The following is a 13,214-nucleotide window of genomic DNA, read 5'->3' as shown; positions in this document are numbered from 1 at the left end:
GGAGAGCGGACTATGAAAATCATGACTTGCCCGCTCAACGGGCCGCGCAATATCAGCGAGTTTACCTATGGCGGTGAACTCAAACCCATGCCCGACCCGGTTACGTGCAGCGACGGCGAATGGGCTGATTACGTGTTCAACACCGACAACCTCGCCGGCGTGGTGCGCGAGTGGTGGATGCACAACCCCTCCAGCTACTGGTTTCTCGCGGAGCGGCACACCGTCACTGACGAAATCCTGCGGACCTTCGATCCCAAGGAGCTCTTCAGCAGCCGTGTCGAATTCAACGCCGCCCCCAAGGAGATCGCAGGATGAATCGCCTACCCGCCCCCATGGGCCTGCTGATCAACCGCGATCAGCCGCTGGATTTCAGTTTCGACGGGCAGCACTACCAAGGCTTGCAAGGCGACAGTATCGCCAGCGCCCTGTTGTCCAACGGGCGTTTCCTGATCTCCCGCTCGTTCAAATACCACCGCCCGCGCGGCCCGCTGACCATGGCCGGCCAGGATGCCAACAGCCTGGTGCAACTGCCCCAGGAACCCAATGTGCTGGCCGATGCTCACGCCTTGTCCGCGGGGTTGCAGGTGACGGCGCAGAACGTCAACGGCTCGCTGGATAACGACCGCGACGCCTACCTGGGCAAGTTCTCCAGATTCATGCCGGTGGGCTTCTACTACCGCTCGTTCTATAAGCCCAAGGGCATGTGGAAGGTCTGGGAGCCGATCATTCGCAAGAAGGCCGGTCTCGGTGTGCTCGACCTGAAGTTCCAGCCTGAGTACTACGACAAGGCCTACCTGTTTACCGACGTGGCGGTGATCGGTGCCGGTCCCGCCGGGCTGCACGCAGCCCTGACCGCCGCCAACGCGGGGGCCAGGGTGTTGCTCATCGAACAACAGCCGATTCTCGGCGGGTCGCTCACCTACGCCCGCTTCGATATCGACGGCAACAAGGCTGAAAACCTGCGCCGCGAACTGCTCGCGGCGGTCGAGCAACACACCAATATCCAGATCCTGACCGAAGCCACGTGCAACGCCTGGTTCACCGATAACTACCTGCCGGTGATCCAGGGCAAACGCCTGTACAAAGTGCGCGCTCGCCAATGCCTGGTTTGCAGCGGCGCGTTCGATCAGCCGGTGATCTTTCGCAACAACGACCTGCCGGGCGTGATGCTGACCAGCGCCGCGCAACGGCTGATGAAGCTGTATGCGGTCAAACCGGGTAACAGCGCCGTGGTGCTGACGGGCAACGATGACGGTTACCTCGCCGCGCTGGACCTGCATGACCAGGGCGTCGATGTCGTCGCGGTGGTGGACCTGCGCCAAGGGCCTTCGGACGAATCCCTGCTACGCGCACTGGCGCAACGCAAGATCTACCACCAGGGCAACAGCACCGTCTATGAGGCCCTGCACGAGAAAGGCATGCGCCACATCAACGGCGTCGATGTGCGCCAGATCACCGCACAGGGCCAGGTCGCCGAAAGCGGGCAATATCTGGCGTGCGACTTACTGTGCATGTCCGCCGGTTACATGCCGGTCTATCAACTGCTGTGCCAGGCCGGCGGCAAACTGGCCTACGACGATCAACGTGCCGAGTTCACGCTCAGCAGCCTGCCACGGAATCTGAATATCGCCGGCTCGGTCAACGGTCGTCATCAGCTGGATAACGTGATTGCCGATGGCGTGAATGCCGGTGCCGAAGCCGCCCTCGCGCTGGGCCTGACAGTCGGCACGCAACGCGCATCGTTCAGCGGTGAAGCCCGGGTCAACTTCAATTGGCCGATCTTCCCGCATCCCAAAGGCAAGGACTTCGTCGACTTCGACGAGGATCTGCAAGTGGCCGACATCGTCAACGCGACCAAGATCGGCTATCGCGACGTGCAACTGGTCAAGCGCTACTCCACCGTCGGCATGGGCCCGTCTCAGGGTCGTCACTCGGCGCTGCCGACCGCCCGGCTGGTGGCGTGGGCCACCCAACGCAACATCAGCGAAACCGGAGTGACCACGGCACGGCCGCCGTTTGTGGCCGAAAAACTGGCGCATGTCGCCGGTCGCGCGTTCGATCCGTACCGGCAAACGCCGATGCACGCTCGTCACCTGCAAGCTGGCGCGAAGATGATGCCTGCGGGCATCTGGCAACGCCCGGCCTACTATGGCAACGCTAAGGATCGCGAAGCCTGCATGCAGGCCGAAGCCCTGCACGTGCGCAACAAGGTCGGCATCATTGATGTCTCGACCCTCGGTGGCCTGGATGTGCGCGGCCCGGACGCCGCCGAGCTGCTCAACCGCATGTACACCTTTGCCTTCCTCAAGCAACCGGTCGGCCGCTCCCGCTATGCGCTGATGACCAACGAGCACGGGGTGGTGATCGACGACGGTGTCTGCGCGCGGTTGGCCGAAAATCACTTCTACGTCACCGCCACCACCAGTGGTGTCGACCGGATCTACCAGCAGATGCTCAAGTGGAACGCGCAATGGCGCCTCGACGTGGACGTCGCCAACGTCACCGCGGCTATTTGCGCGGTCAACGTCGCCGGGCCCGATTCGCGCAAAGTGCTGGAGCAGGTCTGCACCGACCTGGATCTGAGCGCCGAAGCGTTTCCTTATCTGGGCGTGCGCCAGGGCACCGTGGCGGGCATCAAGGCCCGTTTGCTGCGCGTGGGTTTTGTCGGCGAACTGGGCTATGAAATCCACGTGCCGGCGCGTCACGGGCTCATGCTCTGGGACGCGCTGATGGAGGCCGGCAAGGCCCATGACATCCGCCCCTTCGGCGTCGAAACCCAACGTTTGCTGCGCCTGGAAAAAGGCCACGTGATCATCAGTCAGGACACCGACGGCATGACCCATCCGGCGGAAATCGACATGGGCTGGGCGGTCAGCCGCAACAAACCATTCTTCGTCGGCCGGCGCTCGGTGGACATCCTCGAAGCCCAACCGCTGAAACGCAAACTGGTGGGTTTCTCCTTGCCCAAGGGCAGCGTACAACCGCTGGAAGGCCACCTGGTACTCAACGGCCCGGACATCAGCGGCAACGTCACCTCCTGCGAATACTCCACGACGCTGGGCCGAATCATCGGCCTGGCCTACGCCGGTATCGAGCAGAGTGCCCCGGGACAGCACATTCCGATTCGCGTCGAGGGCGGCATCATCGTCCAGGCCGAAGTGGTGCAACTGCCCTTCTTCGACCCCACCAACCAACGCCAGGAGGGTTAAGCCATGACCAGTCTGAAAGACCACGAGACACTCACGCAACCGTACCACCTGGTCGACCAGACCGACCTGCCCCGAGTCGGCTTTCGTGGCAGCCACAGTGCCGAGTACCTCACAGCGCGCGGCTTCACCCTGCCGGACGCCCCCAACCGCGCCACCGCCCAGGCCGACGGCAGCTGGGTGGCGCGCCTGTCACAGACCGAATATGTGTTGCTGGGCAGCCCCCAGGATCAGGGTCAGCGGATTGCCGATGAAGAGGCGCGCTGGGAACTCGACCACCAGGCCAACTACCTGCTGCCCCGCCAGGACAGCCACGCCTGCCTGGTGCTCAGCGGAGGTGCGATTGCCCAGGTGATGGCCAAGCTCTGCGGGGTCGACCTCAGCTTCCCGGCCTTCAAGCCAGGGGCGGTGGCGCAGACATCGGCGGCGCGGATCAATGTGATCGTGATCCATACGGGAAGTGTGGAGGCACCGGCCTTTCATATCCTGTGGGATCGCGCCTCGAAGCAATACTTCAACGACGCGCTGCTGGATGCTCTGGAGGAGTTCGAGGTCAGTCGGTACAACCCAACCTCACTGCCTTGACCTTCTGGGTCCGTTGACGTGTCGCCAGGCAGCCATGCGACGGACACGTCACCTGACCGGCCGTGATGCAGCGGCAATGATCGGGCGCTTTCATTTGAAAAACGACCTTGCTAGCCGGTCTATTTCCCTCCGGTCACATCCAGGAAGGTACCCGTCACAAACGAAGCATCCGGCCCCGCCAACCAGAGAATGGCCCGCGCCACCTCCTCCGGCTGGCCACCACGCCCCATCGGGATCGTTTCCTTCACCCGGTCGACTCTGCCCGGCTCTCCGCCACTGGCATGCATCTGCGTATAGATATGCCCGGGGCGAACGCAGTTGACCCGAATACCCTCCCGAGCCACTTCCTTGGCATAGCCCGTCGTGAACGTTTCTACCGCTCCCTTGGACGCCGCATAGTCCACGTATTCATTCGGACTACCGAGGCGGGCCGACGCCGAGGAGATGTTGATGACGGCACCGCCACGCCCGCCATAACGATAGGCCATGCGCCGGGTAGCCTGCTGCGCGCAGAGCATCGGGCCCAATGTGTTGACCGCAAATATTCGCTGCATGCGCTCGAAGCCAAGATCCTCCAAGCGAGACTGCTGTGCCAGGATCGAAGCGTTGTTGACCAGCACATCGATTCGTCCGAAGCGCAGGTCAACGGTGGCGAACAGTTCGGCGATCTGTGCCGGATCCGCGTTATCGGCACGTACCGCCAAGGCACGGGCGCCCCTGGCCTCGACCTGTTCTGCCACCGCCAACGCCGACGCTTGATCGGCGATGTAGGTCAGTACGACGTCGTAACCTTGCTCAGCGGCCAGCATGGCAGTCGCCGCCCCGATCCCGCGCCCGCCTCCGGTGATCAGGATCACCGGCTTTTGCGAATCGTCATTCATGATCAATCCTCACGGCTAAATGAAAACAAGCAACGTCAACCGATAACCAGCGTACCGAGGGCAATGACTGCGCAGGCCAGCAGCTTGCGCAAGGTCAATGCTTCGCCAAGAAATGCATATCCGATCAAAGCGGCGAACATGACGCTGGTTTCCCGCAGGGCGGACACCGCCCCCATCGGTGCATGGGCCATGGCGTAAATCACGACCCCATAGGCCAGCAATGAAACCAGCCCGCCAGCGGAGGCCACGGCGATACCTGGCCGCAAGGCAAAGAGGCTTTTGGCGTCTCGCAGTCCGATATAAACCACGGGCATCATCACGCCCCACAACAGGCACATCCAGGCGGTGTAGGCCAATGGCGCCCCGGAGAGGCGAACGCCGATGCCATCGACCACGCTGTAAGCGGCAATGAAACAACCGGTTCCCAATGCGTAGGGCAAGTCAGGCAACGCCCGCCGGCGCCCGGTATAGGCCAGCGAGATGATTCCAGTCGACACCAACGCAACGCCTAGCAGCCCACTCGGCGACACCCGCTCACCGGCGAACACCGAAGCGGCCAGGACAATCAGGATTGGAGAGACACCGCGGGCAATGGGATAGGTCTGGCCCAGGTCTCCAGACTTGTAACTGCGCACCAGAAACAGGTTGTAACCCACGTGCAATACCGCGGAGAGTCCGACGCAGAACCAGCTTGCACGGGCGGGCGGAGGCAGTAGCGTCGCCACGATGAGGCTCGCCAGGGCTATCGCCATGCACATGATGGTCATCGACCACAAACGGTCGGCACCTCCGCGCAGCATGGCATTCCAACTGGCGTGCAGCAGCGCGGCGAACAAGACGAGGCAGATGATGTATAGAGGCATGCATCATCCTAGACCGCTCAAGTCAGGCTATAAAAGCAAAGTCTCTTCATCCAGGCATGAATAGAACCTCATGCATAAGCGTGTTGCGCACCTACGGCCTGCGTGACCAGCCAACGACGAAAGCTGGCGATATGAGGTTGAGTCTCGATCCCTTTGGGGCAGACAAAGTAATACGCCAGAGGCGAGGCGAACGGCAGTTCGAAAAGTCTTTCAAGACGGCCGTCATTGAGCTCGGCCTCAACATGCCCGCTGCGTGCCAGCGCGATACCTTGTCCCAACAGCGCCGCCTCGATGGTCATATTGGTGTCCGCGTAGCGAATGCTTTCCTTCAAGGTCGTGACCTCGACGCCCATCTGGGCAAACCACTGCTCCCATTTCGGCACCAGCGCTGCACCATCGCGCGTCAGCAGCGGATAGCGCAGCAATTCGGCGGCCGTTTGAGGCGTACCAAAGCGCGCAAGCAAAGCCGGGCTGGCGACAGGAAAAATCTGCTCGCGAAACAGAAACTCTGAAAACAGCGACGGGAAATGACCGCTGCCCAGGCGGATCGCAACGTCCGGGTCTGTCGTCGAGAAGTTAATGGCGCTATCGGTACTGTCCAGCGTCAGCAGGATTTCCGGATGCGCTTGCGCCAGGTCCGGCAGCCTGGGTAGCAACCACTTCAAGGCAAAGGAATAGGTCGTGCTGACGCTCAGCCGCTGCCTGCCGTTTTGCTCTCGCAAATCGGCCAGGGTGGCCTCGAGCTTCATGAAGAACTCCCGCACGATGGGCGCAAGCGCGGCTCCCGCCGAGGTCAGGTGCAACGAGCTGCTGCGATGAAACAGCTGCAATCCCCAGAGCTGTTCCAAATGCTTGAGCTGGTGGCTCACTGCGCTCTGTGTGACATGCAGCTCCTCTGCTGCCGCAGTGAACGTGGCGTGCCGGGTAGCGGCTTCAAAGGCCCGCAGGCTCGAAGAAGGAGGGAGGTTTCTCATGATGTTCCCTACTATGAGTAAGCGCTCATGCTAGCGCCTTTGCATCGCTCGTTGTAGGCACACTGTTCGTCGAGCACTTAGTCAAGTGTTCGACGGTTTCTTCTTCAAGCTTTCGGGCTGTCCGCGTATAGAACGTCCATGAGCTGATTCGTCAATCTGGAAGAGCCCGACTTGGCGGCGCGGTTTGCCCAACAAGGCATCAGCGGGCCGACGCAGTTGTTCGATGAGGTCTGGGGTGGTTTTCTGAAAACCCTCGCCCCGAAGACCTCCATGCCCGAAGCGCTGGATGCGGACCTAGGTGTGGTCTGGAAGCTCGCCCGCTGCTCGATCAAACCATGCCTCCTGCCGCGGGACCCATTCGGCCATCGACGCCCTGGGGCTGCTGCTGGATCAATTGAATGCACAGGTCGACCAGGTTGAAGACGTGCAGGTGCGGCTGAGCGGGTTTCTTCACAACATGTGTGGCGGCCGGGACGTCAGCACCCTTGCAGCGGCGCAAATGAGCCTGTCATATGCCTTGGCCGCACGACTGGTGCAAGGGCATTGTCGATTGCAGGCGTATGACGATTCACAACGTAACGATCCGCCCATGACCCAATGGCTGTCGCGCATTCACCTTGAAGTCGACCCGCGTCTGTCCGAGGATGGCGAGCCCATGGTGACGCTGCGGACCGTGGATGGCCGGCAGGCGAGCTTGTGCGTAGAAGTGCCATTGGGCGCACCAGGCAATCCGCTGACCGATGTGGCTCTGGAACAGAAGTTTTTCAGCCTGGCGATGCGGGTGATGTCGCGGGAACAGGCTGAAGGATTGCTGGGGCAACTGTGGCGCATTGAAGAACTGCAATCGGTACGCACACTGGATCGGTGGCTTGTCCGCGATAGCCGCGACGCGGTATTGCGGCGAACGCCAAACATCTGAATAAGGACATTTGCACCACCGTGGCCACTTACTCGCTCGTTATCCGACGCTTGATGATCGTTTCACTGACCATCGTCGTCAGCCGCGCCATTACCAGTCCATTGCTCACGCTATTTTTGAGCAACAAGTTGGGCCTCAACCAACAGGATGTCGGCTTGCTGCTCGGTATCGCAGTGTTCATCGCCACCCTGTTGGCGCTGTATGGCGGATATGTCATCGATCGCCTGGAAAAGCGCCGCCTGCTGATCCTGGCGATGCTCTCCAGTGCCATCGGTTTCATCCTGCTGACCTTTGCCGAAAACCTCTACCTGACCACCATGACCGTGGTGATCACCGAGACCGCGTCAGCGCTGTTCCTTATCGGTTCGAAAGCGATCCTCAGCGAAAACCTGCCCATGGGCCAGCGCGCCAAGGCATTTTCCCTGCGCTACACCCTGACCAACATCGGCTATGCCACCGGCCCCATGCTCGGCGTGGTGATTGCCGGTGTCTATCCGATAGCGCCGTTCCTGATCGCCGCTGGCATCGCGTTTTTCAGCATCTTCCTGATGACCGGCATCCCCAGGGATGCCGCGCCGCCAGCGGTCATTGGTCAACCACCCAGTTTTCTCAAGACGCTCAAGACCCTGAAAAACGACCGTACCCTGATCATGTTCACGTGCGGCTGCCTGCTCAGCACCGTGGTGCACGGACGCTTCACCCTCTACTTGTCGCAATACCTGCTGGTGACCCACGAATCCAAACGCGCGCTGGACATCATGGCCGCCCTGCTCGCCTGCAACGCCATCACCGTAATTGTGCTGCAATACCAGATCGGCCGGTTCCTCGATCGCGAGAAGTTGCGCTACTGGATTGCCGCGGGCACCAGCCTGTTCATGCTTGGCCTGATCGGCTTCAGCCTGGCGGACGACATGGTGAGCTGGTGCGTGGCGATGTTCATTTTCACCCTCGGTGAAATGATCATTTACCCGGCCGAATTCCTTTTCGTCGATACCCTGGCCCCGGAAAAACTGCGCGGCAGCTACTACGGTGCTCAAAACCTGGCAGCGCTCGGCGGCGCCCTGAGCCCGGTGATCTGCGGATACCTGCTGATGCACACCCCGGCACCGACGATGTTCTATGCGTTGAGCGCGCTGACCGCGATGGGAGGCCTGCTGTGCTTCATGAGTGGTCGCCGGATGGCTATTGTGAAAAAGTAATGTCGTAAACCAGCACCTGTCAGGCTTCTATTACGACGCCTGAGCGCGCGGCGCGATGAAATTTATTGCAGAGCCGGATATGCTAAGGCGCCATCCCCCCGGCTGGCCTGGCTTGCAAGGAATGCGTCATGGAGTTCGTGGTTCATAGCTATTGCCTGAAAGGCGCACGCCAGGAGCCTTTGCTGCCCCCTGTCACCCTGACACCGAGCTCGTTGACCTTGACGGTCGCCGAGCTCATTCACCTGACCGTTGCCGAGCAGATCGCCGCGCTGTCGGTCCAGCACTGGCTGGAACACGTATCGCTGCGTGAAGTGCTCGACCGCCAATACCTGAGCGAGCGGGACGTTCTTCAGCAAGCCAGTGAAGGTGCGGTGGTCATGCCCCAAGCCAGCGCACCTCCAGACCTGGATGTCGGCGTTGAGGTCGAGCGAGCCCTGAAGGGTTTTGAGGCCCGTGCGTTCCGCGTCCTGCACAACGGCGTCATGCTGCAAAGTCTCGATGAGACAATCGAATTGAGCCCCCCTTCCACCCTCGCGTTTATCCGCCTGGTGCCGCTGATTGGCGGTTGATTCTCGTCACTCTCTTCCTCGGATACCCTCATGCAATCACGCCGTCCTGTGCCCGAACAAGCCACACGCCTCGCTGCGCTGCGAGCATTCTGTGATAGAGCGCTGGATGACTATCCCGAGCTCAGCCCATATGACCAATTCGAGCCCGATTTCTGGGACGGCATCGACTGCCTGCGCATAGCCGATGACTGGGTCAGGCAGCATCCCCAGGAGGGGCCCAAAGCACTGGCTGATGGTTTTGTGTTCCCGACCGTTTGGGACGATCTGGAGGACCGCCGCGATCAACAGCGCTATGGCCTGCAGTATCGACTCTGCGATGCGTGGATCACGGCTCACCCGGATGCCTATTCACTGGAGCAGATCTGCGCGCGGCTGCAGCACATGCTGCAATTTGCCTTCGAGGACAGTGACTATCCATTGCCCACTGACGAAGATGGCCCGGCCTATTACCGAAGAAGCCCGGACCAGGCCTGGGCCTTGCCTGACGTCCCTACGTGCATCAGTCGCCTGAGCAATTACCCGCCCACCCCGGCCTGGCAGACCTTCGCCCAATGGTTGCTGGACGGCAGCTGGAACCGCGAGCAGCCCCCTTCAGCGCCCGGTGACGAACAAAGGAAAATCGCCGACGCGTATATCTACGTGCACAAGGAAATCCAGCGCATCGCGCTGGGCCTGCTGGAAGCGGGCCGCCTCGACTACCCTCGCTTCGTCCGGGCAGCCAATACCTGGGGCCGCGCCATGATGTTCTACGCCGACGACGCCGGGCTGGACAGCGATGATGTGGACCTGGATCGGTACGCCGAGGAAGCGTTCGACGAGGACGATTCAAACGACGAGGCCGCGGAAGACGAAGGCCTTGATGATGAGTCGTCCCAGAGCGATGAGCCCCCCACTGAAGAAGCTGCTGCGGCGCCCCCTGAACTGGCGAACTTCACCGTTCGTTATGTCGAGGACGCCCTGGCTGGATTGCCCGCTAACGCCGAGAAGCTGGCTGACACCTTCCGTTCGGTCGAGGTGTATCAGACCCGCTGGTTGCTGCAGGCCCTGGCGGTCGTCGAACGACTGGGCATGACGCCGGATAACTTTCTCGACGGATTTGGCTACACGGCCGCGGTGCTCGAACGCTTCCTGTCGCTTCAGGCGTTGCCCAAGCACCCGTCGGCAGAGCTGCTCCCGGCGCTGACCGGTTTGTCCAGAAACAGCCTGCTGACTGCCCTGCCCTACGCCGGACAAGCCAGCCGTGTGGTGCTCGACGCGCTCGGTTGGAGTGATCTGCAAGCCTTCCAGCGTGAATACCTGAACATTGCCCTGGCACCTCAGTCCGGCTGGGGCACCGACCTGCCCAATACGCTGGATGAAACCGTGGGTGTGGTGGACCGCTACCTGCTGGACAAGGCACTGGCCGAAGCCGACCCCGACCACCTGCGCGAATACCTCGCGGCACTTGAACCCTCGCACTGGGCATTTCCCGAGACGCGTGTGCTGCTCGACGCCTACCAGGGCATCGGTCGACCGGCACTGGAAAAGAAGTTGGCCCGCCACGCACAGCCGGCCATGCGTATCTATGGCCTGCTGCCCGTCAAGGATGCGGACGACGTACGCCAACGCTATCTGACCCTCAAGAAACTGCACAAAGAGGTGCGCAAATACGGCGCTCAACGCCAGGCCAACTCCCACGCGGCGGTGCAGGCAGGCCTGGAAAACCTGGCGCGTGTCGCCGGTTACCCCTCGGCGATTCGCCTGGAATGGGCCATGGAATCGCAGATCGCCGAATCCGCGCTGACGGCCGCCACCATCGATGGCTATGACGTCACGCTCGTCATCGACGGCTTGTCGCCCACCTTGCACATCTGCAAAGCCGGAAAAACACTCAAGACCGCGCCGCCTGCGGTGCGCAAAAACCCAGACTTCATCGCCCTCAAAACGCAGCAGACCCAGCTCAAGGAACAGATCGCCCGCTTCTGCCGCACCCTGGAAACGATGATGAGCAGCGGCGAAACCCTGGCTCTGGACGACCTGAAGCCGCTGTTGAAAATGCCCGCGGTTCGCCTGCTGCTCGAACAGCTGATTGTGCAAGCCGACGACGCTACGCTGGGCTGGCTCGATGCCGCAACGCTGACGGTGACTGACCTGGAAGGCCGCCAGCACGTCGCTGAAAAGACTCTGCGTATCGCTCACCCTTTTCATCTGTTCACGGCCGGACAACTGTCGGCCTGGCAGAAAGAAGTGGTGACCCAGCGCCGCGTGCAGCCGTTCAAACAGGCCTTTCGCGAGCTGTACCTGTTAACACCTGCTGAGCGAGACACCGGCCTGTGGTCCAACCGATTTGCCGGCCACCGCCTCAAAGGCAAAGTCGCCGCCCGGTTGCTGCAGGTCCGCAACTGGTCGACCTCAAGCGTCGAGGACATCTACTACGAGAGCAAAGAGCACGGCATATACGCCATGTTCAACTTTCTGGATACCGGCCATTATCTCTCGGAAACAGAACACTTTACCTTCGACACGATTGCGTTCCACCGCGACCAAAAAGCCCTACCCCTTGAGCAAGTACCACCGCTGCTGTTCTCGGAAATCATGCGCGACGCCGACCTGCTGGTCTCCGTGGCCCACACCGCAGACGACTACAGCACCAGCCAAGAAACCCTGCAACGCCGCGCCGAACTGGTCGGTGAGTTGGTTCGAGGGCTAGGGCTGCGAAACGTTAAATGTGAAGGGCATTTTCTGCACATTACCGGCCAGCGTGCGAACTACCGCATTCATCTGGGCAGCGCGGCCATCCATATCGAACCTGGCAACTACCTGTGCATCGTGCCCGCAGGCAGCAGCTCCACGGAGTTCTACCTGCCGTTCGCCGACACCGACAGGAAAATGGCCGAGGTGTTGAGCAAGATGTTTCTGCTGCTGGACGACATGAACATCACCGACAACCTGATACTGGAGCAGATACAGCGCGGCGGCTGATGTTCAAAAATTCACCCGACTCAGCGCTTCGCTTTCGCCAGATCCGCAATCAGAAAATCCCTGAAGGCACAAACCGCTGCCGGTAGATTGCGGCCGGCCATGCTTTGCAGTTCGATGCGGCGTGCCTGCATGCCTTCGTCAAGGATCGGCACGCATTGCAGGACCCCGTCCGCCACCTGCTTTTGCAAGGTCATTTCGCTGGCCAGGCTGATAACGCCTTCTTCGCGAACGAAGCTATAGAGCGCGGCAACGTAGTTGGTGGTCAACACCGGGTCGAACAACAACCCCTGTACACCGCAACAGATGTCGAACAGTTGCCGTATCGTGGTGTCGGCCTTGGGTAACGCAACGGGCCAGGGTTGTAACTCGGCGAGGCTGACCGCTTCACGTCCGGCCAAGGGATGGGAATTGGCGACCACGGCAAAAATCGCCCCGCTCAGGACATGTTCGACCTTGATTTCCTTCTGCGGCGTCAGGCTGAAAGTCATCGCCAGATCGGCTTCGCCGGAACGCACCTTCTCGGTCGCTTCGGCAGGCGCACAGACCTCCAAGGTGAAATGAATGCCCTGATACTCACGCCTGAACGCGCTGATGCTCCTGGGCATGTATTCCAGTGCAAAGCCTTCCGAGCAGGCAACATGCACATGGCCCCGCTGCAAGCCATGCAGTTCGGTAATCTCCAGCACCACCTGCTCAGCCTCAAGCTGCGACTTGCGCGCATAGGCCGCCAGTCGCGCCCCCGCCTCGCTGAGCACCATCCCTCGGGCACGACGCTCAAACAGGCTGGCATCCAGGGCCAACTCGAGCTTGGCAATCTGTCGGCTCACTGCTGACGCGGCGACATTCAAGCGCACGGAAGCATCGCTGATCGATCCGCATCGCGCGACTTCCAGAAAATAACGCAGTGCCGTGGACTGCACACCATACAGTTGCATCGGCGCCCCCATGGATTGCCTTTTCGGCAACGCAAGTATCGAAATATTATTCTTGTGGCATTGATAGCCTTTCCCTACATTCGTGTCCAGACCAAAAAAAACTACGCCTGAGCTTCTCCTCC

Annotated in this window: 10 protein-coding genes and 1 pseudogene; 7 read left to right on the top strand and 4 right to left on the bottom strand. The window is 61.0% G+C overall.

All coding sequences use genetic code 11. The annotated features are described in order from the left end of the window. Positions 1 to 12 precede the first annotated feature (12 nt). Genes KI235_RS12165 through KI235_RS12155 form a run of 3 tightly spaced genes read left to right on the top strand, consistent with a single transcriptional unit; the run spans position 13 to position 3,791 of the window. Positions 13 to 315, top strand: coding sequence for a sarcosine oxidase subunit delta (locus KI235_RS12165; RefSeq protein ID WP_003200561.1), 303 nt, complete (start codon positions 13 to 15; stop codon positions 313 to 315). Next, positions 312 to 3,209 (top strand): 2Fe-2S iron-sulfur cluster-binding protein, encoded by a 2,898-nt coding sequence (locus tag KI235_RS12160; RefSeq protein ID WP_043042648.1) that lies wholly within the window; start codon positions 312 to 314, stop codon positions 3,207 to 3,209. Before KI235_RS12165 ends, KI235_RS12160 begins: the two co-directional genes overlap by 4 nt. A 3-nt stretch (positions 3,210 to 3,212) precedes the next feature. Next, on the top strand, positions 3,213 to 3,791 hold the full coding sequence (locus KI235_RS12155; protein WP_003200557.1) for a sarcosine oxidase: 579 nt from the start codon (positions 3,213 to 3,215) through the stop codon (positions 3,789 to 3,791). A 119-nt stretch (positions 3,792 to 3,910) separates the two neighbouring features. On the opposite strand, the gene KI235_RS12150 is transcribed toward KI235_RS12155, so the two are convergent. From KI235_RS12150 to gcvA, 3 genes are all read right to left on the bottom strand, one after another. Beyond that, positions 3,911 to 4,672, bottom strand: coding sequence for an SDR family oxidoreductase (locus KI235_RS12150; RefSeq protein ID WP_013692955.1), 762 nt, complete (start codon positions 4,670 to 4,672; stop codon positions 3,911 to 3,913). A 35-nt stretch (positions 4,673 to 4,707) separates the two neighbouring features. Continuing rightward, entirely contained in the window at positions 4,708 to 5,535 is an 828-nt protein-coding gene (locus KI235_RS12145) for a DMT family transporter (protein WP_027912407.1), read from the bottom strand. A gap of 68 nt (positions 5,536 to 5,603) precedes the next feature. Then, a complete protein-coding gene (gcvA, locus tag KI235_RS12140) occupies positions 5,604 to 6,509 on the bottom strand; it encodes a transcriptional regulator GcvA (RefSeq protein WP_013692953.1) in 906 nt (301 codons plus the stop codon). Positions 6,510 to 6,680: 171 nt separating this feature from the next. On the opposite strand from gcvA, the pseudogene KI235_RS12135 reads away from it, so the two are divergent. The 4 genes and pseudogenes from KI235_RS12135 to KI235_RS12120 form a co-directional block, all read left to right on the top strand. After that, positions 6,681 to 7,428, top strand: a pseudogene (locus tag KI235_RS12135) (MmgE/PrpD family protein); the annotation flags it as partial. A 20-nt stretch (positions 7,429 to 7,448) separates the two neighbouring features. Further along, the gene (locus KI235_RS12130) at positions 7,449 to 8,627 is read left to right on the top strand and encodes an MFS transporter (protein ID WP_003200516.1); all 1,179 of its coding nucleotides are present in this window, start codon (positions 7,449 to 7,451) and stop codon (positions 8,625 to 8,627) included. A 128-nt stretch (positions 8,628 to 8,755) separates the two neighbouring features. Next, on the top strand, positions 8,756 to 9,196 hold the full coding sequence (locus KI235_RS12125) for a hypothetical protein (protein ID WP_003200514.1): 441 nt from the start codon (positions 8,756 to 8,758) through the stop codon (positions 9,194 to 9,196). 30 nt (positions 9,197 to 9,226) lie between these two features. Beyond that, positions 9,227 to 12,157, top strand: a complete 2,931-nt coding sequence (locus KI235_RS12120; protein WP_003200511.1) for a DUF4132 domain-containing protein — start codon at positions 9,227 to 9,229, stop codon at positions 12,155 to 12,157. Positions 12,158 to 12,177: 20 nt separating this feature from the next. On the opposite strand, the gene KI235_RS12115 is transcribed toward KI235_RS12120, so the two are convergent. Next, positions 12,178 to 13,092, bottom strand: coding sequence for a LysR substrate-binding domain-containing protein (locus KI235_RS12115; protein WP_212795760.1), 915 nt, complete (start codon positions 13,090 to 13,092; stop codon positions 12,178 to 12,180). Positions 13,093 to 13,214 lie beyond the last annotated feature (122 nt).

The organism is Pseudomonas sp. St386, assembly GCF_018325865.1.
Lineage (GTDB): Bacteria > Pseudomonadota > Gammaproteobacteria > Pseudomonadales > Pseudomonadaceae > Aquipseudomonas > Aquipseudomonas brassicacearum.
Note: the sequence above shows the minus strand (reverse complement) of the source record. Positions and strands in the feature narration are given on the sequence as shown.